The organism is Streptomyces sp. NPDC090445 (genome assembly GCF_044769385.1).
Lineage (GTDB): Bacteria > Actinomycetota > Actinomycetes > Streptomycetales > Streptomycetaceae > Streptomyces.
Window position 1 is genome coordinate 665,808 of the sequence record NZ_JBIVXV010000002.1, and the last position, 19,099, is coordinate 684,906.

A 19,099-nucleotide genomic window follows, 5' to 3' on the forward strand; every position below is an offset into this window, starting at 1 on the left:
CCTTCATGGCCGTCTCAGAGGTGCAGGCGGTACCCCTTGGAGACCAGCGGCAGCGGGAACGACGTCGGCCCGGCCGGCAGATGAGTGCGGTATGAGTTCGGATCACATTTCAATCGCGCGAGGTTCGCAATGCGCTCCGATGAGGGGGACGGGGGCGCAAACTCCAGAACCAAGCAGATCAGCAGCCAGGCAGGTAGAGCCGTTTCCCGTCACCTGCTTCGCGCGGCTCAGGGCCGGGTCAGAGGGGTTTTACTCTGCTTGGCCCTGGCTTGTTCCCGGGTTTTGGGTGCGGGTCGGGCGTTGATCAGATTTTGATGCCGGCGATGGTGTCGGCCAGGGAGTTGAGGAAGCGGTTGACGTCCGGGGCGATGGAGCTGGACGCGAGGAAGAAGCCGAAGAGGACCGCGATGATCGCGGGGCCGGCCTTGATGTGGTTGCCGCGGATCATCACTACCAGGATGATCGCCAACAGAACCACCACTGACAGCGAAATCGCCACTTCTGATCACACCTTCGGTCGTTCCCGGTCGGCTTCGGGCACGCGGCCGTGCGTACCCCCACATGGATCATCCTCCCACCAACGGGGCTTGGCTATCCGTCACGTGATGATTCGCCCGTGGCGTCTGTCCGCCAACAGGGCTCGGGTCAGGGTGCGATGAGGCCGAGGAGGGAGCGGACGCGGGCGTACTTCGCGGACAGGCGCTGGCGGGTGGGCTCGTCGAGGACGGACAGCCGGGCGGGATCCGCGTTGTGCGCGAGGTCTGCCTCCTTGACCAGGAGGGCCCCGGGGGTGGCGAGGATGCGGGCCGTGTACTCCTCGACCGGTTCCCCGGGGCGCTTCGTCACCGCGAGGACCATGTCCTTCACGGTCTGGGGCAGGGGGGCGGAATCCAGCCATTCCCGGCTGAGGGCGTCGTCCTCGACGGCGTCGTGCAGCCAGGCCGCCGCCTGCTGTTCGGGGCTGCCGCCGCGGGCGCGGACGCCCTCGGCCACCGCGGCGAGGTGTTCGGCGTACGGCCGGCCGGCCTTGTCGGTCTGCCCCTCGTACGCGGTGCGCGCCAGGGCCTCGACCTCCGCGAGGGTGAGTGGCTGCTGCGTCATGCGGATCCCTTTGCTGTGGTGTGCGCCGCGGCGCGGAGGGCCCGTGCCGCCCGGTGCACGTCCGCCTCCGTGGTGCGCCAGTTGGAGAACGCGGCGCGCAGCGCGGGGGTTCCCGCGTAGACGGTGGGGGTGACGAACACCTCGTCCGCGGCGGCCTCCCGCAGGGCCGTGAGCCGGGCCGGGGTGGGGTCTTCGGCGAGGGTGAAGCAGACGACGTTGAGGCGAACGGGGGCGAGCAGCCGGAAGGCGGGGTCCCGCTCCAGTTCGGCGCCGAGGGCACGGGCGCAGTCGATGTCCCGCTCGACGATCTCCCGGTGGCCCTCGCGGCCGTACGCGCGCAGGGTGAACCAGGCGGCGAGGGCGCGCAGCCGGTGCGAGTTCTCGGGGGTCAGGTGCACCAGGTCGGGCCGGTCGCCGAGGGGGCCGAGGTAGGCGGCGGCGTTCTGGAAGACGCGGGCCTGGAGGTCGGGCCGGCGGGTGAACTGGACGGCGCTGTCGTAGGGGACGTTCAGCCATTTGTGCAGGTCGATACAGAGGGAGTCGGAGGCGTCGAGGCCGTCGGCAAAGTGGGCGTGCTGCGGGGAGAGGGCGGCGAACGCGCCGAACGCGGCGTCGGTGTGCAGCCAGAAGTCGTGGCGGTCCTTCAGCGCGGCGACGGCCCGGAGGTCGTCGAAGTCCACGGTGTTGACGGTGCCTGCGTTGGCGACGACGACGGCCGGGCCGGGCGTGTCGGCGAGGGCGTGGTCGAGGGCGGCGGGGTCGACGGCCTCGCGCCCGGGGAGGGTGGGCACGGGGACGAGGGAGGCGCGGCCGAGGCCGAGGACGGCCAGGGCCTTGGCGATGGAGGAGTGCGGGGCGCCGGAGAGCACGCGGACCGGGCCGAGGGCGGCGGCCCCGTCCTCGGCCGGGGAGACGCCGAGCCGTTCGCCGAGCCATTCGCGGGCGATGGCGAGGCCGGTGGTGTTGGACATGGTGGCGCCGCTGACGAAGGTGCCGCTGTGGTCGGGTCCGAGCCCGAACAGCTCGCGGAGCCAGCCGACGGTCTCGCGTTCGAGGTCCTGGCCGGCGCCGTCGAGGGCGGAGTTGGAGTTCTGGTCGTGGGCGGCGGTGAGCCAGTCGCCGGCCAGGGCGGCGGGGGTGGCGCCGCCGGTGACGAAGCCCAGGTAGCGGGGGCCGGCGGAGGCCGACAGGCGGGGTGCCCAGCGGTCGGCGAAGGCAGCGAGGGCTGCCTCCGTTCCGGTGCCGCGGTCGGGGAGCGGCTCCGGGAACGGCTCCGGGAGCGGCTCGTGGTCCGGCCGCCCGGCCGACGGCGGGACGACGGGGCGCTCGCCGAGGGTGGCGAGGGTGTCGGCGGCGGCGCGGCGGGCGGCTTCGAGGAGCTCGGGCAGGCGGGCCAGGTCGGCGGCGAGGGTGCGGTCCATGGGCGGCACGGTAGGGGCCGGGCGGGCGGTCACGGACCGGCCAATCCGGGGAGAGTGGCCGGTCCGCGGTCCGCGGCCGCCCATCGCCCCAACCCCCCTCCGCCCCGGCACGGCCCGACCCCGGCACGGGGTCGGCCGCCACGCCGGGGAAGGCCGAGGGGGGTGGGGTGGGGCCGCGGAGGTGTCGTACGGTCGGCGGATGCGTGCAATACGGGGGACAGCAAGGGCGTTTGGGGCCGCCGCGGCCGTGGCGGTGCTGGCGGGGTGCAGCACACCGCCGGCCCCGGCGCTCGCCCCGGGGCCGACCGGGGCGGCACTGTCGGCCGCCGGGGCGGCGTGCCCCGAGGGCGGGGTGCGCGTACGCGAAGGGCGCGGGGAATCCGCGATGGGCATGCGGATCGTGAACGTCCGGCTGGTCAACTGCGGCACCGCCCCGTACGAGCTCGAAGGCTATCCGCAGATCAGGCTGCTGGACCGCGAACGGATGCCGGTGGAGGCGGAGGTGAAGTACGGCTCGGCGGACATCACCGCCTCCAAGGTGCCGCGCACGGACGCACCGCCCCCGCGGGTGACGCTCCGGCCCGGGCAGGAGGCGTCCTTCAGGATGCTGTGGCCGGACCTCGGGCCCGACTCCGCCGCGCCCGCCGCCGAGGGCCGGGCGGTGGAGGTGGTGCCCAGGCCCGGCGCGCCCCGGGTGACCGTGGAGCTCACCGCCGCGGTGGCCCTCGGGGACCCGGGCAGGCTGGTCGTCAGCACCTGGAGGGTGGCGGCCCCGTGATCGTCTGGCTGAACGGGCCCTTCGGGGTCGGCAAGACGCAGACCGCGTACGAGCTGCACCGGCGGCTGCCCGGCAGCGCCGTGTGCGACCCCGAGCACGTCGGCTTCGGCCTGCACCGGATGCTCCCGGCGGGGCTGCGCGGGGACTTCCAGGACCTGCCGGCCTGGCGCCAGGGGGTGTTCGAGGTGCTGGACCTGGCTGCGCGGCGGCATCCGGGGCCGCTGCTCGTGCCGATGACGGTCACCGAGCCGCGGTACTTCGACGAGACGGTGGGCCGGCTGCGCGGAGCGGGCCACGACGTACGACACTTCGCGCTGCTGGCCGGGCGCGGCACCGTACTGCGGCGGCTGCACGGGCGCGGCCTGCTGCCCGGGCTGAAGCGGGACAGCTTCGCGGTGGCCCGGCTCGACGGGTGCCTGGCGGCGCTGCGCGCGCCGGAGTTCGCGGACCACCTGGCCACCGACCACCTGGACGTGGCGCAGGCCGCCGCCCGGGTCGCGGCCCTGTGCGGGCTGCGGATGGTGCCGGACAGCGGCGGGGCGCTGCGTGGGCGGCTGCGGCGCGCGCTGGTGGGCGTGCGGCACATCCGGTTCGACTGACGACGCCCCTGGCCGACGGCCCACACCGGGCGAGGGCCGGTCGTGAAACCGCGGGCCGGTGGGGGCTGGTCGCGCAGTTCCCCGCGCCCTTGAGGGGCGCGGCGGCGCGTCAGGCGGCGGCCCCCGTGTACGCCGGGGCGGTCAGCGTGGTCATGCGGGCGGCGATGGTGGCGGCGGAGCTGCGCGGCAGCCGGTCGGCGATGAGCCCGTCGGCGAGGAAGAGCACCTGGTCGGCGTGGGCGGCGGCGGCCGGGTCGTGGGTGACCATGACGACGGTGGCGCGCAGGGAGTCGACGGCCGCCCGGAGCAGTCCGAGGATCTCGGCGGCGGTGGTGGTGTCGAGGGCGCCGGTGGGCTCGTCGGCGAAGACCACGTCGGGGCGGGTGACCAGGGCCCGGGCGATGGCGACGCGCTGCTGCTGGCCGCCGGAGAGCTCGGCGGGGCGGCGGCGTCCCTTGCCTTCGAGGCCGACGCGGGCGAGCAGGTCGGCCGCGCGGGCGCGGTCCTGGCGGACGCCGGCGAGCCGCATCGGGAGCAGCACGTTCTGCTCGACGGTGAGGGAGGGCAGCAGGTTGAAGGCCTGGAAGACGAAGCCGAGGCGGCTGCGGCGGAGTTCGGTGAGCTCGTTCTCGTCCATGCCGGTGATCTCGGTGCCGCCGAGGCGGATGGATCCGGCGGTGGGCAGGTCGAGTCCGGCCGCGCACTGCAGGAAGGTGGACTTGCCGGAGCCGGACGGACCCATCACGGCGGTGAAGCTGCCGCGCGGCAGGCTGAGGTCGATGCCGCGCAGGGCGTGAACGGTGGCGGGTCCGCGCCCGTACTCCCGGCGTACGCCGCGCAGTTCGACGGCGGCCGCGACGGCCGTGCTGTCGTACGCGGTCTGCTCGTACGCGGTCTGCTCGTCCTCGCGCTGCCGCCTGCTGCGCCGGAACCCCATGGTGTCCCCCTCCGCTGTGGCCGGTGCTCCGGCCGTTTCTGTTGCCGTGGCCGTGGCCATTGCCGTTGCCGTTGCCGTGGTCGATGGTGTGCTCGACGCTACGGACGGCCGGGGGCGGCGGCCATGGCGCAGCCCGGCGGATCGCCGGTGGGGACAGCCCCACCACTGGCATGCGGTGGGGCGCCGGTACGCGGCGTACGGCGGTTCAGGGCGAGCGGCGGATGATCAGCAGGGCGCGGTCGTCGTTGACGTCCTTGGCGACCTTCTCGATCAGGTGCCAGGCGGCGCCCTCCCAGCCGGCCGCGACGTAGCGGTCGGCCTCGCCGGTGAGCCGGTCGATGCCCTCGCTGATGTCGCGGTCGGCGGTCTCCACCAGCCCGTCGGTGAACAGCATCAGGACGTCGCCGCGGCGGAGGTTGCCGCGGGCGGGCTCGAACTCGGCGCCGTCGTAGACGCCGAGCAGCGGGCCCTCGCCGGACTTCTCGTGCCAGCGGCCGGATCCCGCGGAGAGCTGGAGGGCGGGCAGGTGGCCGGCGGAGAGGAGTTCGTAGTCGCCGGTCTGGAGGTCGAGGACGAGGTGGACGGAGGTGGCGAAGCCCTCGTCCCAGTCCTGCCGGAGGAGGTAGCCGTTGGCGGCGGGCAGGAAGCCGTGCGGGGGCAGTGCGCCGAGCAGGCCGCCGAAGGCGCCGGAGAGCAGCAGGGCGCGGGATCCGGCCTCCATGCCCTTGCCGGAGACGTCGGTGAGGACGATCTCCAGGGTCCGGCCGCCGTGGGTCCGGGCGGCGACGACGAAGTCGCCGGAGAAGGACTGGCCGCCGGCGGGCCGCAGGGCCATCTCGCGGTGCCAGCCGCGGGGCAGGGCGGGCAGCTTGCTCTGGACCCGGATGCGTTCGCGCAGGTCGAAGAGCATGGTGCCGCCGCGCCGCCAGGGCACGCCGACGCGGCTGCGGAACTGGGCGATGACGAGTCCGAAGAATCCGCAGGCGGCGACGACCAGGACCGTGCCGGGGGTGACCCGGGCCGGTCCCTCGGTGTAGGGGCCGAGGACCAGGGCTTCGACGATCAGTGCGGCCGCGGAGGCCGCGTACAGGGCGAGGAGGCTGGCGGGGCGCAGCAGCAGGCCGCCCGCGACGATGGGCAGGACGAGGGCTGCGGGCGAGAACCACACCGGCAGCATGAGGGTGCCCCAGGCGAAGGCGGGGACGGTGGCGAGGAGTCCGGCGAAGGCGAGCCAGTCGGAGGCGTCTCCGCGGAAGTAGTCGACGGCGGATTTGCGCAGGGCGGTGCGGGCCCGGTGCCAGGTCAGGCGTGCCCGGGCCATGAGCGTCTCCACGCGTGCTCCGGCCATGTCTTTCGGGACCTTATCCATCCTGGCTGTGCGCGCGCAGGGGGACCCCCGGACCGGCGGGGTTCCGCCAGGCCCGAGGTCGTCCGAAATCCCGTCGACCGGGGTGGATTGCCCTGGTAAGGATTACCTTATGGCTCTTGAGATGCGTGTATTGCAGGCTGATGAGTGGGATGCCCTGTACGACCACCTGGAACTGGCGTTCGGTGGTGTGCCCGATTCCTCCGAGACGCGGGAGCTCTTCAGGTCGCTGACGGAGGTCGAGCGGTCGCTGGCCGTCTGGGACGGGCAGACGTGCGTCGGCTCTGCCTCGGCGTTCAGCTTCCGGCTGTCGGTGCCGGGGGGCGCGCCGGTGCCGGCCGCGGGGGTCACGATGGTGGGCGTCGCGCCGACCCACCGCCGCGGGGGGATCCTCTCCTCGCTGATGCGCCGCCAGCTGGACGACGTCCGCGCCGGGGGCGAGCCGCTGGCCGTGCTGACGGCGTCGGAGCCGGCGATCTACGGGCGCTTCGGCTACGGCATCGCGGCGCACGAGCTGTCGCTGGACATCGACACCGACCGGGCGGGCCTGTCCGTGCCGCCGGGCACGGACGCGCTGCGGCTGCGCATCGTGGATCCGGCCAAGGCGCTGGGAGACTGCGAGCGGGTGTACGCGGAGCTGGTCGCCCGGCGGCCCGGCATGCCGGCGCGGCAGCCCGGCTGGGAGCGGCTGCCGCTGCTGGACCCCGAGTCGGACCGCGAGGGCGCGTCCCGGCTGATGTGCGTGGTCGCGGAGCGGCCGGACGGGGAGGTGGCGGGGTACGCGCGCTACCGGGTCAAGCCGGACTGGGACGCTGCCGGAGCGCCGCGGGGCACGGTCATGGTGCGCAACCTCGACGCGCTGGATCCGGCGGCGGCGGCCGCGCTGTGGCGCTACCTGTTCGGCATCGACCTGACCTCGACGCTGCGGGTCGGCCGGCGGCCGGTGGACGATCCGGTGCTGCACCTGCTCGGTGACGCGCGCAGGGCGCGGCCGAGTACGGCCGACGCGCTGCACGTCCGCCTGGTGGACCTGCCGGCGGCGCTGCGGGCCCGCGGGTACGGGGCCGCGCTGGACGTGGTGCTGGAGGTCGAGGACGCGTTCTGCCCGTGGAACGCGGGGCGGTGGCGGCTGGTCTCCGCCGGCCCGGGCGGTGCCGTGTCCTGCGTGCGGACCGAGGATCCGGCGGACCTGGCGCTGTCGGCCCGGGAGCTGGGCGCGGCCTACCTGGGCGGGGTCGCGCTGACCTCGCTGGCGGGGGCCGGCCTGGTGCGCGAGCTGCGCCCGGGCGCGCTGGCGGCGGCGTCGCGGGCGTTCGCCGGCGATGTGGCCCCCTGGCTGCCGCACGGCTTCTGACGGGAGCCGGGGGCCGACGGCGGACTCGGCCGGCCCCGCGGTTCAGCGGGTCTGGCAGGCCGGGCACCAGAAGAGGTTGCGGGAGGCGAGGTCGGCGGTGCGGATCCCGCCCCCGCAGATGTGGCAGGGGAGGTGGGCGCGCCGGTAGACGTAGACCTCGCCGCCGTGGTCGTCCACGCGCGGCGGGCGTCCCATGGCCTCGGGCAGGTGCTCGTCGCGGACGGTGTCGATCCGGTTCTTCCGCACGCCCTCGCGCATCAGCACGGCCAGGTCCGCCCACATCGCGTCCCACTCGGCGCGGGTGATGTCCTTGCCCAGGCGGTAGGGGTCGATGCCGTGCCGGAAGAGGACCTCGGCGCGGTAGACGTTGCCGATGCCGGCGACGATCTTCTGGTCCATGAGCAGGGCGGCGATGGTGGTGCGGGAGCGGGAGATCCGCTTCCACGCGAGGTCGGGGTCGTCGTCCGGGCGCAGCGGGTCGGGGCCGAGCCGGTCGTGTATCGCCTTCTTGCCGCCCTCGTCGATCAGGGCGCAGGCGGTCGGGCCGCGCAGGTCGGCGTGGTGCTCGTCGTTCAGCAGCCGCAGGCGGACGGTGTCGGCGGCGGGCGGGGCCGGGGCGGGGCCGAAGCCGAGCTTGCCGAAGAGTCCGAGGTGGATGTGGATCCAGGCGTCGCCGAGCTCCAGGAAGAGGTGCTTGCCGTGGGCCTCGGCGCTCTCCAGATCGCGCCCGTCGAGCAGTGCGGCGCTTTCGGCGAACCGGCCCTGCGGGCTGCTCACCCGGACCGGGCGGGCGGCGAACCGCTCGGTGTGGTCCTGGGCGAGGCGGTGGATCGTATGCCCCTCGGGCACGGCTGCTCTCCTCCTGGTGTCGCCGGGCGGCTCCCGGTGCCGCCGGGCCGCCGGGCGCGGGAACTGCCGTGCCGCCGGACCCCGCGGGTCCGGCGGCACGGGGCGTCCTACTGGTCCTGCGGGTGGTGGGCCGGGATCGGGGGCAGCTCGCCGGTCTGCTCGTACGCGGAGAGCATGTCGATGCGGCGGGTGTGGCGCTCCTCGCCGGAGTACGGGGTCGCCAGGAAGGCCTTGATGAAGGAGGTGGCCTCGTCCTGGGTGTGCATGCGGCCGCCGACGGAGATCACGTTGGCGTTGTTGTGCTCGCGGCCGAGCTTCGCGGTCTCGACGCTCCAGGCCAGGATGGCGCGGACGCCCTTGACCTTGTTGGCGGCGATCTGCTCGCCGTTGCCGGAGCCGCCGATGACGATGCCCAGGCTGTCCTCGTCGGCGGCGGTCTTCTCCGCGGCGCGCAGGCAGAACGGCGGGTAGTCGTCGACGGCGTCGTAGATGTGGGGCCCGCAGTCGACGGGCTCGTGGCCGTTGTTCTTGAGCCAGTCCACGAGGTGGTTCTTGAGCTCAAAGCCGGCGTGGTCGGATCCGAGGTAGACGCGCATGGGACGAGTGTGTCACGGGAGACCCCGACAACCTGCCCCGGGGTGTCGCGTAAGTCACGTCTAAAGCTCAAGTAAACCCAAAGAACGCAGATGAGACACGGTGGGACCAAGGTCCGGGACCTTCGTCCTTCGTCACGATCCGGATGCGGGTCTTCCACCTGCGTTCATCTCGGGTTTGAATGCCGGGACTCGCAACCCGGGAACCTAAGGATTCGTCCATGAGCACCACGACGGCCCTTCAGAAGGCAGGCGACCCCACCGGTAACCCCGGTGGCGCCGAGCCCAACGACGGTCTCAAGGCCGGTCTCAAGAACCGCCACCTGTCCATGATCGCCATCGGCGGCGTCATCGGCGCCGGACTCTTCGTCGGCTCCGGCGGCGGCATCGCCAAGGCCGGTCCCGCCATCCTCCTCTCCTACATGCTCGTCGGCGCCATGGTCGTCTTCGTCATGCGGATGCTCGGCGAGATGGCCGCCGCCAGCCCGAACTCGGGCTCCTTCTCCGCCTACGCCGACCGCGCGCTGGGCCGCTGGGCCGGCTTCTCCATCGGCTGGCTGTACTGGTTCTTCTGGGTCGTCGTCCTGGCCGTCGAGGCCACCGCCGGCGCCGTGATCCTGGAGGGCTGGGTCCCGGCCGTCCCGCAGTGGGCCTGGGCCCTGATCGTGATGGCCGTCCTGACCGTCACCAACCTCGGCTCGGTCGCCTCCTACGGCGAGTTCGAGTTCTGGTTCGCCGGCATCAAGGTCGTCGCCATCGGCGCCTTCGTCGTGATCGGCCTGCTCGCCGTGTTCGGCGTCCTGCCGGGCTCCGACAACCCGGGTGCGGGCTTCGCACACCTCACCGACGCCGGCGGCTTCATGCCGAACGGCTGGGGCTCCGTCCTCACCGGTGTGCTGATGGTCGTCTTCTCCTTCATGGGCAGCGAGATCGTCACGCTGGCCGCCGGCGAGTCCGAGGACCCGCGCCGCGCCGTCACCAAGGCCACCAACTCGGTCATCTGGCGCATCGCCGTCTTCTACCTGGGCTCGATCTTCGTCGTCCTGACCCTGCTGAAGTGGAACGACCCGTCGATCGTCGAGAAGGGCTCGTACGTCGCCGCCCTCGACTCCATCGGCATCCCGGCCGCCGGCCAGATCATGAACGTGATCGTCCTGACCGCCGTGCTGTCCTGCCTGAACTCGGGCCTGTACACCGCCTCCCGCATGGCGTTCTCGCTGGGCGAGCGCGGCGACGCCCCCAAGTCCTTCGCCAAGGTCAACAAGCGGGGCGTGCCGATGGCGGCCATCCTCGGCTCCACGGTCTTCGGCTTCGTCGCCGTCGTCTTCAACTACACCAACCCGGAGACCGTCTTCAGCTTCCTGCTGAACTCGTCCGGCGCGATCGCGCTCTTCGTCTGGCTGGTCATCTGCCTGACCCAGCTGCGCATGCGCAAGATCCTGGTCGCCGAGGCCCCGGAGAAGCTGACGGTGAAGATGTGGCTCTTCCCGTATCTCACCTGGGCCACCGCCGCGATGATCGTCTTCGTCCTGGGCTACATGCTCTATGACGAGGGCAACCGCGAGACCGTGGTGCTGTCCGTGCTCGTCGCCGCGATCGTGATCGCGATCGGCGTGGTGCGCGACGTCCGCCGCCGCAAGGCCTCCCTCCAGGCCTGACCCGCAAGGGCCCCAGACGGCAGCAGCCCCGGACCGCGCATCGCGGTCCGGGGCTGCTCGTTTCGGGGCTGCTCGTTTCGGGGCTGCTCGTTTCGGGGAGCCGTTCTCCGCTACGCGCGGCCGGCCAGCTTCCAGGCGGCCGGCAGCAGGCCCATGGCCAGCAGCGCCTTGAGCGCGTCACCGATCAGGAACGGGGTCATGCCCGCCGCGACGGCCGCGCCGAAGGACATCCCGGTGGACAGCACCAGGTACGGCACGCCCACCGCGTAGATCAGGGCGGAGCCGAGCGCCATCGCGCCGGCCGTGTGCAGCACCGAGCGGTCGGCGCCGCGGCGGGCCAGGGCGCCGACGACGGTGGCGGCCAGCAGCATGCCGAGGACGTAGCCGAAGGAGGCGCCGCCCGCACCGGAGGTGCCGTTCGCGAACCACGGCAGGCCGGCCGCGCCGAGGAGCGCGTACAGGCCGAGCGAGAGGAAGCCGCGGCGGGCGCCGAGGGCGGTGCCGACGAGCAGCGCCGCGAAGGTCTGGCCGGTGACCGGGACCGGGGAGCCGGGGACGGGCACGGCGATCTGTGCGGCCAGGCCGGTCAGGGCGGCTCCGCCGACGACGAGCGCGATGTCGCGGGCGCGGCTCGCGGGCAGCAGGTCGGCCAGGACGGCGCCGGGGCGGAAGGAGACGGAAGCAGAGGCGGTGCTCATCGGGACTCCGCGGTATGAGGGGTGACGGGACGATCACCGACGCTAGTGCGCGGTCCCGCACCGCCCCACCGCCGCCCGGGACAAAGCACTGCTCCCCCCTTTGGTCGGAAGTGCACAAAGTCCTCGGTTCACACCTGGGGCGCCGTGATGCTCATCACGAGTCAGATCAGTCAATCAATCCTTTTTGCGCGGAAGGGCGCCCTCCGGTGAGACTGTAGGGTCCCGCCAACTACTGCGGAGCCCCACCGCCGCTGCCGAGCACGAGAGTACGAGCCTCCACTCATGCGCGACCCTCAGACCGACATTCCCCCGGGCGGCACCGAGCTGCCCGCCGAACCCCTGAGCCACAGCCTCAAGCAGCGCCACCTGACCATGCTGGGCCTCGGCGGCGTGATCGGCGCCGGCCTGTTCGTCGGCTCCGGCGCCGGCATCGGCATCGCCGGCCCCGCGATCATCTGCTCCTACCTGCTGGCCGGCACCCTGGCCATGCTGGTCATGCGGGCGCTGGGCGAGATGTCCGCCGCCCTGCCCGCCTCCGGTTCCTTCTCCGTGTACGCGGAGCGGGCGCTGGGCCGCTGGGCGGGCTTCTCGGCGGGCTGGCTGTACTGGTTCCTGCTGGTCGTGGTGCTGGCCGTGGAGGCCACCGGCGCGGCGAAGATCGCGCACGGCTGGGTGCCGGCCGTCGACCAGTGGCTCTGGGTGCTGCTGTTCATGGTGGTCTTCACCGTCAGCAACCTGGCCGCCGTGAAGAACTTCGGCGAGTTCGAGTTCTGGTTCGCCGCCCTCAAGGTCGGCGCGATCGTCCTGTTCCTGATCCTGGGCACCCTGGCGGTCTTCGGCGTCCTGCCCGACACCGAGCCCGTCGGCATGGCCAACCTGACCGGGAACGGCGGCTTCTTCCCCGCCGGCGCGGGCGGCGTGATCGCCGGCATGCTGGCCGTCATCTTCGCCTTCGGCGGCCTGGAGGTCGTCACCATCGCCGCCGCCGAGTCGGACGACCCGGCGCGCTCGGTGGCCCGCGCCGTGCGCAGCGCGGTGTGGCGCATCCTCTTCTTCTACGTCGGCTCCATGCTGGTCATCGTCACGCTGCTGCCGTGGGACTCGCTGAAGCCGGGCCAGAGCCCGTACGTGGCCGTCCTGGACTCCATCGGCATCCCGGCGGCCGGGCAGATCATGAACATCGTGGTGTTCGTGGCGCTGCTGTCGGCGCTCAACGCCAACCTGTACGGGTCCTCGCGCATGGTCTTCTCGCTGGCCGAGCGCGGCGAGGCGCCGGCGTCGCTGCTGAAGGTGTCGCAGGGCGGGGTGCCGCGCCGGGCCGTGTTCGCCTCGGTGGCCTTCGGGTTCGTGTCGGTGGTGCTGAACCTGCTGTGGCCGGACACGGTCTTCCTCTACATGCTCAACGCGGTCGGCGCGGTGCTGCTGTTCGTGTGGGCGCTGATCGCGGTGTCGCAGCTGCGGCTGCGCCGGGAGCTGGAGCGGGACATGCCGGAGCGGCTGACGCTGCGGATGTGGTGCTTCCCGTACCTGACGTGGGTGGCGCTGCTGGCGATGGCGGCGGTGCTGGTGCTGATGCTGTTCGACGACGGGGCGCGGCCGCAGCTGCTGTGGTCCTCGGGCGCGGCGGCCGCGGTGCTGCTGGTGGCGTGGATCCGGGAGGTGCGGGCGCGCCGCCCGGAGGGGGCGGCTTCCGCCTGATCGCCCGACGGTGGTGAGGGGAACGGGCCCGGGACGTCACGTCCCGGCCCGTTGTCCGTTTTCCGCGGGTGTGTGATCACGTGGAGTGAGGCGGGGGTCCGGATACCGGACGAAAAACGTCCGATAAACGGACGCTCGGCAGACTGGCGCGCATGAGCCAGAGCACCTTCACGTCCCCCGCGCGGCAGCAGCCGGCGGACCTCGGCCCCGGCGCGGGAGCGCCCCTCGGCGGCGGCCTCAAGCAGCGCCACCTCTCGATGATCGCCCTCGGCGGGGTCATCGGCGCCGGGCTCTTCGTGGGCTCCGGCGCCGGCGTCGCCGCCGCGGGCCCCTCGATCGTGCTCGCGTACGCCGTGTCCGGGCTGCTCGTGATGTGCGTGATGCGGATGCTCGGCGAGATGTCCGCCGCGAACCCCGCCTCCGGCTCCTTCTCGGTGCACGCGGAGCGGGCGATCGGGCCCTGGGCCGGGTTCACCGCCGGCTGGATGTTCTGGACGCTGCTGTGCGTGGGCGTGGCCATCGAGGCGATCGGCGCGGCGCACATCATGACCGGCTGGTTCCCGGGCACCCCGTCGTGGGTGTGGGTGCTCGCCTTCATGGCGCTGTTCTGCGGCACGAACCTGGCCGCGGTGAAGAACTTCGGCGAGTTCGAGTTCTGGTTCGCCGCCCTCAAGATCGGCGCGATCGCGCTCTTCCTCGGCCTCGGCGTGCTCGCGATCGCGGGGCTGCTGCCCGGCACCTCCTCCCCCGGCACCGCGAACCTGCTGCCCGACGGCGGTTTCCTGCCGAACGGCCTGGACGGCCTGCTCGTCGGCGTGCTGGCCTCGGTCGTCGCCTACGGCGGCCTGGAGACGGTGACCATCGCGGCCGCCGAGTCCGAGGACCCGGCCCGGGGCGTGGCCCGGGCCGTGCGGACCACCATGTGGCGGATCGCGGTCGTCTACGTCGGCTCGATGCTGGTCGTGGTCACGCTGCTGCCGTGGAACGACCCGGCGGTGACCGAGCAGGGCCCGTACGCGGCGGCCCTGGACCGGCTGGGCATCCCGGCCGCGGGCGAGGTCATGAACGCGGTCGTCCTGATCGCCCTGCTGTCCGCGATGAACGCCAACATCTACGGCTCCTCCCGCATGGCGTACTCGCTCGTCTCCCGCGGCCAGGGCCCGAAGGCCCTCGGCAAGGTCAGCGGCCGGGTGCCGCGCCGGGCGGTGCTCGCCTCCTGCGGCTTCGGCTTCGTCACCGTGCTGCTGTCGTACTGGTACCCGGACACCCTGTTCGCCTGGCTGCTGAACATGGTCGGCGGGGTCATCCTCGTCGTCTGGGGCTTCATCGCCGTCTCGCAGTTCGTGCTGCGCCGGCGGCTGGAGCGGGAGGCGCCCGGGGAGCTGGTCGTGCGGATGTGGGGCTTCCCGTACCTGACCTGGGCGGCGCTCGCCGGGGTGGCCGGGGTGCTGGCGCTGATGGCCTGGAACCCCGACACGCGGGTGCAGGTGGTCTTCACCGGCGGGCTGACCGCCTTCCTCGCCGCCACCGGGTTCCTGATGCAGCGTCGGGCCGCGGCCCGGGGCTGACGGCCGCAGCACACCGCCGGGGGCGGGTTCCGCGCGAGCGCGCGGGGCCCGCCCTCGCGCGTACCCGGGGGCACACCCGAGGACGCACCCGGGGGCGTACCCGAGGCGTACCCGAGGCGTACCAAGGTGAGCCTTACATGTAACGCGGAATAGATACTGCTAGCGTGCAGTTGCGCATTGATTGCAATAGCAGTTGGCACGCTGAGGGGACCGGATTACACGCATGGCCATCTACACGCTTCCCGAGCTTCCGTACGAGTACTCGGCTCTGGAGCCGGTGATCAACCCGCAGATCATCGAGCTGCACCACGACAAGCACCACGCTGCCTACGTCAAGGGCGCCAACGACACCCTGGAGCAGCTGGAAGAGGCACGGGACAAGGAGAACTGGGCCGCCCTGAACGGCCTGGAGAAGAACCTCGCCTTCCACCTCTCGGGCCACATCCTGCACAGCATCTACTGGCACAACATGGCCAGCCCGAAGACCGGCGAGGGCGGCGGCGAGCCGACCGCGGCGGACGGCCTGGGCGAGCTCGCCGACGCGATCACCGAGTCCTTCGGCTCCTTCGCGAAGTTCAAGAAGCAGCTGACCTTCGCCTCCTCCGCGACGCAGGGCTCCGGCTGGGGCGTCCTCGCGTACGAGCCGATCAGCGGCCGCCTGATCGTGGAGCAGATCTACGACCACCAGGGCAACGTCGGCCAGGCCTCGGTGCCGGTCCTGGTCTTCGACGCCTGGGAGCACGCCTTCTACCTGCAGTACAAGAACCAGAAGGTGGACTTCATCGAGGCGATGTGGAACGTCGTCAACTGGCAGGACGTGGCCAGGCGCTACGCCGACGCCAAGGCCAACACCCCGCTGCTGATCCCCGCCAAGGGCTGATCGCGGCCGGGGGGAGCGCCCCCGCCGGCCCGTCCGCCTCGTGATCGTCTTCTCAACCTTCACGTGCGGGCGTGTTCAGCAGAAGACCCCCGTGAGGACGTGACTCACGGGGGTCTTCTGTCGCCGGGACGGCATCAGTCGAAACGGGGTCCTTCGTTGCGCGTGCGCTTGATCTCGTAGAAGCCCGGGGTGGAGGCGACGAGCAGGGTGCCGTCCCACAGGCGGGCCGCGGCCTCGCCGCGCGGGGTCGGGGTGACGACCGGGCCGAAGAAGGCCACCTCGCCGCCGTCGGCGCCGGGCACGGAGATCACCGGCGTGCCCACCTCCTCGCCGACGCGCGAGATGCCGTTGCCGTGCGAGGCCCGCAGCACCTCGTCGTACTCGTCGGAGTCGGCGTAGGCGATCAGCTCGGCCGGCAGGCCGACCTCCTCCAGGGCGGCGGCGATGACCTCGCGGGTCGCGCCGAGGTCCTGGTTGTGGATCCGGGTGCCAAGGGCGGTGTAGAGCTTGCCGGTGACCTCGTCACCGTGCTTCTGCTGGGCGGCTATCACGACGCGCACCGGGGCGAAGCCCTTCGGGCCGAGGATCTCGCGGTAGCGCTCGGGCAGGTCTTCCAGCCTGTTCTCGTTCAGCACGGCGAGGCTCATCACGTGCCAGCGCACCTCGACGTCGCGGACCTTCTCGACCTCCAGCATCCACCGGGAGGTCATCCAGGCCCAGGGGCACAGCGGGTCGAACCAGAAGTCGACCTGGGTCTTCTCGCGCACCTGGGTGTCGGTCATGTCTCTCCTTGATCGGACTGTGCATCCGTGGTCATGTCCTTCCGACCAACCGGGCCGGGGCGGGCCGCATTCCCCGTGGGAGGATTCCGACACGCATCGCGATCTCGCACGAAGGAGTGCACGTGCCCGGAGAGAACCTGTCCCGTGACGAGGCCCGTGTCCGGGCGGAACTGCTGTCCGTCGACGGATACGAGGTCTCGCTCGACCTGCGGTCCGCCGTGGACGAGGCCGAACCCGCCGAGGGCCCGCGGACCTTCCGCTCGGTGACGACGATCCGCTTCCGGGCGGCCGCACCCGGCTCGTCCACCTTCGCGGACCTGATCGCGCCCTCCGTGAACTCCGTCACCCTCAACGGGCAGGAGCTCGACCCGGCCGCCGTCTTCGACGGGGCGCGCATCGCCCTGGACGGCCTGGCTTCCGAGAACGTCCTCGTGGTCGACGCGAACTGCGCCTACAGCCGCACGGGTGAGGGCATGCACCGCTTCGTCGACCCGGAGGACGGCGAGGTCTACCTCTACACCCAGTACGAGCCGGCCGACGCCCGCCGGGTGTTCGCGAACTTCGAGCAGCCCGACCTGAAGGCGCCGTACCGCTTCGAGGTGGCCGCCCCCGAGGGCTGGCAGGTGTGGAGCAACGGCGCGGAGGAGTCCCGCGAGGGCCTGACCCGCCGGTTCGCCGAGACCGCGCCGATCTCGACGTACATCACCTGCGTGGTGGCGGGCCCGTACCACTACGTCACGGACACCTACACGCGCGGGGACCTGACGATCCCGCTGGGCGCGATGTGCCGCAAGGGGCTGGCCAAGCACTTCGACGCGGACGACGTCTTCCTCGTCACCAAGCAGGGCTTCGACTTCTTCCACGAGCACTTCGACTACCCGTACCCGTTCGGGAAGTACGACCAGGCGTTCGTGCCCGAGTACAACCTCGGCGCGATGGAGAACCCGGGCATGGTGACCTTCCGCGAGGAGTACATCTTCCGCGGGAAGGTGACGCAGGCGGCGTACGAGCGGCGCTGCAACACGATCCTGCACGAGATGGCCCACATGTGGTTCGGCGACCTCGTCACCATGAAGTGGTGGGACGACCTGTGGCTGAAGGAGTCCTTCGCGGACTTCATGGGCTCCTTCTCCCAGGTGGAGGCGACCCGCTTCGACACGGCGTGGGTGACCTTCGCCAACAGCCGCAAGGCGTGGGCCTACCGGGCCGACCAGCTGCCCTCCACACACCCGATCACGGCGGACATCCGCGACCTGGAGGCCGCCAAGCTCAACTTCGACGGCATCACCTACTCCAAGGGCGCGGCCGTGCTCAAGCAGCTGGTCGCGTACGTGGGGCGGGACGCCTTCCTGGAGGGCGCGCGGCGCTACTTCAAGGCCAACGCGTACGGGAACACCACCCTGGACAACCTGCTGTCGGTGCTCGGCGAGGTCTCCGGGCGGGACATGGCCGAGTGGTCTCGGGCCTGGCTGCAGACGGCCGGCGTGAACGTGCTCACGCCGGTGGTGACGTACGACGCGGGCGACCGGGTGACCGAGCTGGCCGTCCTCCAGGAGGGCGACGAGCTCCGTCCCCACCGGGTCGCGGTCGGCCTGTACCGGCTTGAGGAGGGGCGGCTGGTCCGCTTCGCGCAGGCCGAGGCGGACGTGGCGGGGGCCCGGACGGTCGTGGCCGAGCTGGCCGGGCACCAGCGGCCCGACCTGGTACTCGTCAACGACGACGACCTCACCTACTGCAAGGTCCGCTTCGACGAGGGCTCGCTGGAGACGCTGCGGACCCGGCTGGGCGACATCACCGACCCGCTGGCGCGGGCACTGTGCTGGTCGGCGCTGTGGAACCTGACCCGCGACGGGCTGATGCCGGCGCGGGACTTCGTCTCCCTGGTCCTGACCCACGCGGGCCGTGAGAGCGATGTCGGCGTGCTGCAGATGGTGCACTCGCAGGCGCTGACCGCGCACGCCCACTACGCCGCCCCCGCATGGCGCGAGCAGGGCGGGCGGGTGCTGGCGGCAGGCGCCCTGCAGGAGCTGCGGCGTGCGGAGCCCGGCTCCGAGCACCAGCTGACCTGGGCCCGGTTCTTCGCGGCGAGCGCGGCGACGGAGGGTGACTTCCAGCTGCTGCTGGGCCTGCTGGACGGTTCGGCGCGGATCGACGGGCTGGAGGTGGACCAGGAACTGCGCTGGGACTTCCTGCTGCCGCTGGCCGCCCACGGCGCCGTGGACGAGGCCGCGCTGGCCGCGGAGCTGGCCCGGGACGACACGGCGTCGGGCAAGCGGCACCAGGTGCGCTGCCTGGCGGCGCGGCCGTCGGCGGCGGTCAAGGACCAGGCGTGGGCGGCGGTCGTCGAGTCGGACGCGCTGTCGAACGCGCTGGTGGAGGCGACGATCGCCGGCATGCAGCAGCCTTCGCAGCGGGCCCTGCTGGCCCCGTACACGGACCGCTACTTCGAGGTGATCGAGCGGATCTGGGCGGAGCGGTCGATCCAGATCGGCATGCACGTGGTGCGGGGCATGTTCCCCGCGCTCCAGGACAGCCGGGCGACGCTCGACGCGACGGACGCGTGGCTGGCCGCCCACGAGGACGCGGCGCCGGCGCTGCGGCGGCTGGTGCTGGAGGGTCGGGACGACCTGGCCCGGGCCCTGCGCGCGCAGGTCTGCGACGCCGCCGCCGCCGAGTAGCGGCCGCCGCCCGGCTTTCAGGGGGCTCCGCCCCCGAACCCCCGCGCCTCAAACGCCGGCGGGGCTGATTTTGCCCCCGCCGGCGCATCCCAGCCCGCCGGCGTTTGAGGCGTCTTCAGCCCGCCGGCGTTTGAGGCGT

The 19,099-nt window shown here is 72.4% G+C and carries 17 protein-coding genes and 1 pseudogene; 9 read left to right on the forward strand and 9 right to left on the reverse strand.

The genetic code is table 11. The annotated features are described in order from the left end of the window. Positions 1-304: 304 nt before the first annotated feature. The 3 genes from ACIQUT_RS07755 to ACIQUT_RS07765 form a co-directional block, all read right to left on the reverse strand. Positions 305-499: a hypothetical protein gene (locus ACIQUT_RS07755; protein WP_403560475.1), complete on the reverse strand. Its 195-nt coding sequence runs from the start codon at positions 497-499 to the stop codon at positions 305-307. A gap of 146 nt (positions 500-645) precedes the next feature. Further along, positions 646-1,101 (reverse strand): HD domain-containing protein, encoded by a 456-nt coding sequence (locus ACIQUT_RS07760; RefSeq protein ID WP_403560476.1) that lies wholly within the window; start codon positions 1,099-1,101, stop codon positions 646-648. Further along, complete coding sequence (locus ACIQUT_RS07765) at positions 1,098-2,522, reverse strand: pyridoxal phosphate-dependent decarboxylase family protein (RefSeq protein ID WP_403560478.1); 1,425 nt, start codon at positions 2,520-2,522, stop codon at positions 1,098-1,100. Before ACIQUT_RS07765 ends, ACIQUT_RS07760 begins: the two co-directional genes overlap by 4 nt. Positions 2,523-2,721: 199 nt before the next feature. Here ACIQUT_RS07765 and ACIQUT_RS07770 point away from each other — a divergent pair, with 199 nt between their 5' ends. Next, a complete protein-coding gene (locus tag ACIQUT_RS07770; RefSeq protein ID WP_403560479.1) occupies positions 2,722-3,300 on the forward strand; it encodes a DUF4232 domain-containing protein in 579 nt (192 codons plus the stop codon). Next, positions 3,297-3,899, forward strand: coding sequence for an AAA family ATPase (locus tag ACIQUT_RS07775; RefSeq protein WP_403560481.1), 603 nt, complete (start codon positions 3,297-3,299; stop codon positions 3,897-3,899). Before ACIQUT_RS07770 ends, ACIQUT_RS07775 begins: the two co-directional genes overlap by 4 nt. Before the next feature lie 109 nt (positions 3,900-4,008). Here ACIQUT_RS07775 and ACIQUT_RS07780 read toward each other — a convergent pair whose 3' ends face one another. Then, positions 4,009-4,836, reverse strand: coding sequence for an ABC transporter ATP-binding protein (locus tag ACIQUT_RS07780; RefSeq protein ID WP_403560483.1), 828 nt, complete (start codon positions 4,834-4,836; stop codon positions 4,009-4,011). Positions 4,837-5,041: 205 nt separating this feature from the next. Further along, a complete protein-coding gene (locus ACIQUT_RS07785; RefSeq protein WP_403560485.1) occupies positions 5,042-6,184 on the reverse strand; it encodes a PP2C family protein-serine/threonine phosphatase in 1,143 nt (380 codons plus the stop codon). A gap of 130 nt (positions 6,185-6,314) precedes the next feature. Here ACIQUT_RS07785 and ACIQUT_RS07790 point away from each other — a divergent pair, with 130 nt between their 5' ends. After that, positions 6,315-7,556, forward strand: a complete 1,242-nt coding sequence (locus ACIQUT_RS07790; RefSeq protein ID WP_403560487.1) for a GNAT family N-acetyltransferase — start codon at positions 6,315-6,317, stop codon at positions 7,554-7,556. 42 nt (positions 7,557-7,598) lie between these two features. Here ACIQUT_RS07790 and ACIQUT_RS07795 read toward each other — a convergent pair whose 3' ends face one another. Continuing rightward, positions 7,599-8,405, reverse strand: a complete 807-nt coding sequence (locus tag ACIQUT_RS07795) for an Fpg/Nei family DNA glycosylase (RefSeq protein ID WP_403560489.1) — start codon at positions 8,403-8,405, stop codon at positions 7,599-7,601. A 107-nt stretch (positions 8,406-8,512) separates the two neighbouring features. Next, entirely contained in the window at positions 8,513-9,001 is a 489-nt protein-coding gene (locus ACIQUT_RS07800; protein ID WP_403560491.1) for a ribose-5-phosphate isomerase, read from the reverse strand. Between the two features lie 218 nt (positions 9,002-9,219). On the opposite strand from ACIQUT_RS07800, the gene ACIQUT_RS07805 reads away from it, so the two are divergent. Then, positions 9,220-10,656 (forward strand): amino acid permease, encoded by a 1,437-nt coding sequence (locus ACIQUT_RS07805; RefSeq protein ID WP_403560493.1) that lies wholly within the window; start codon positions 9,220-9,222, stop codon positions 10,654-10,656. Positions 10,657-10,695: 39 nt separating this feature from the next. Beyond that, positions 10,696-10,743: pseudogene (locus tag ACIQUT_RS07810) on the forward strand (hypothetical protein); the annotation flags it as partial. Between the two features lie 23 nt (positions 10,744-10,766). Here the strand turns inward: ACIQUT_RS07810 and ACIQUT_RS07815 are convergent. Further along, positions 10,767-11,354, reverse strand: coding sequence for a biotin transporter BioY (locus ACIQUT_RS07815; protein ID WP_403560495.1), 588 nt, complete (start codon positions 11,352-11,354; stop codon positions 10,767-10,769). A gap of 282 nt (positions 11,355-11,636) precedes the next feature. Here ACIQUT_RS07815 and ACIQUT_RS07820 point away from each other — a divergent pair, with 282 nt between their 5' ends. The 3 genes from ACIQUT_RS07820 to ACIQUT_RS07830 all read left to right on the forward strand — a co-directional run bounded on the left by ACIQUT_RS07820 (position 11,637) and on the right by ACIQUT_RS07830 (position 15,500). Then, positions 11,637-13,052, forward strand: a complete 1,416-nt coding sequence (locus ACIQUT_RS07820) for an amino acid permease (protein WP_403560497.1) — start codon at positions 11,637-11,639, stop codon at positions 13,050-13,052. A 152-nt stretch (positions 13,053-13,204) separates the two neighbouring features. Next, positions 13,205-14,620: an amino acid permease gene (locus tag ACIQUT_RS07825; RefSeq protein ID WP_403560499.1), complete on the forward strand. Its 1,416-nt coding sequence runs from the start codon at positions 13,205-13,207 to the stop codon at positions 14,618-14,620. Positions 14,621-14,843: 223 nt separating this feature from the next. Continuing rightward, complete coding sequence (locus ACIQUT_RS07830) at positions 14,844-15,500, forward strand: superoxide dismutase (RefSeq protein WP_403560501.1); 657 nt, start codon at positions 14,844-14,846, stop codon at positions 15,498-15,500. Positions 15,501-15,634: 134 nt separating this feature from the next. Here ACIQUT_RS07830 and ACIQUT_RS07835 read toward each other — a convergent pair whose 3' ends face one another. Then, positions 15,635-16,282 carry a DsbA family protein gene (locus ACIQUT_RS07835; RefSeq protein WP_403560503.1) on the reverse strand — a complete coding sequence of 216 codons (648 nt, stop codon included), beginning with the start codon at positions 16,280-16,282 and terminating at the stop codon, positions 15,635-15,637. A gap of 122 nt (positions 16,283-16,404) precedes the next feature. Here ACIQUT_RS07835 and pepN point away from each other — a divergent pair, with 122 nt between their 5' ends. Next, positions 16,405-18,960: an aminopeptidase N gene (gene pepN, locus ACIQUT_RS07840; protein WP_403560505.1), complete on the forward strand. Its 2,556-nt coding sequence runs from the start codon at positions 16,405-16,407 to the stop codon at positions 18,958-18,960. Positions 18,961-19,099: the final 139 nt, after the last annotated feature.

Excerpts from the sequence above, each read along its gene's own strand:
- ACIQUT_RS07760 (WP_403560476.1), bottom strand. The coding sequence starts at position 1,101 with ATGACGCAGCAGCCACTCACCCTCGCGGAGGTCGAGGCCCTGGCGCGC.
- ACIQUT_RS07765 (WP_403560478.1), bottom strand. The coding sequence starts at position 2,522 with ATGGACCGCACCCTCGCCGCCGACCTGGCCCGCCTGCCCGAGCTCCTC.
- ACIQUT_RS07770 (WP_403560479.1), top strand. The coding sequence starts at position 2,722 with ATGCGTGCAATACGGGGGACAGCAAGGGCGTTTGGGGCCGCCGCGGCC.
- ACIQUT_RS07780 (WP_403560483.1), bottom strand. The coding sequence starts at position 4,836 with ATGGGGTTCCGGCGCAGCAGGCGGCAGCGCGAGGACGAGCAGACCGCG.
- ACIQUT_RS07785 (WP_403560485.1), bottom strand. The coding sequence starts at position 6,184 with ATGGCCGGAGCACGCGTGGAGACGCTCATGGCCCGGGCACGCCTGACC.
- ACIQUT_RS07790 (WP_403560487.1), top strand. The coding sequence starts at position 6,315 with ATGGCTCTTGAGATGCGTGTATTGCAGGCTGATGAGTGGGATGCCCTG.
- ACIQUT_RS07800 (WP_403560491.1), bottom strand. The coding sequence starts at position 9,001 with ATGCGCGTCTACCTCGGATCCGACCACGCCGGCTTTGAGCTCAAGAAC.
- ACIQUT_RS07805 (WP_403560493.1), top strand. The coding sequence starts at position 9,220 with ATGAGCACCACGACGGCCCTTCAGAAGGCAGGCGACCCCACCGGTAAC.
- ACIQUT_RS07815 (WP_403560495.1), bottom strand. The coding sequence starts at position 11,354 with ATGAGCACCGCCTCTGCTTCCGTCTCCTTCCGCCCCGGCGCCGTCCTG.
- ACIQUT_RS07820 (WP_403560497.1), top strand. The coding sequence starts at position 11,637 with ATGCGCGACCCTCAGACCGACATTCCCCCGGGCGGCACCGAGCTGCCC.
- ACIQUT_RS07825 (WP_403560499.1), top strand. The coding sequence starts at position 13,205 with ATGAGCCAGAGCACCTTCACGTCCCCCGCGCGGCAGCAGCCGGCGGAC.
- ACIQUT_RS07830 (WP_403560501.1), top strand. The coding sequence starts at position 14,844 with ATGGCCATCTACACGCTTCCCGAGCTTCCGTACGAGTACTCGGCTCTG.
- ACIQUT_RS07835 (WP_403560503.1), bottom strand. The coding sequence starts at position 16,282 with ATGACCGACACCCAGGTGCGCGAGAAGACCCAGGTCGACTTCTGGTTC.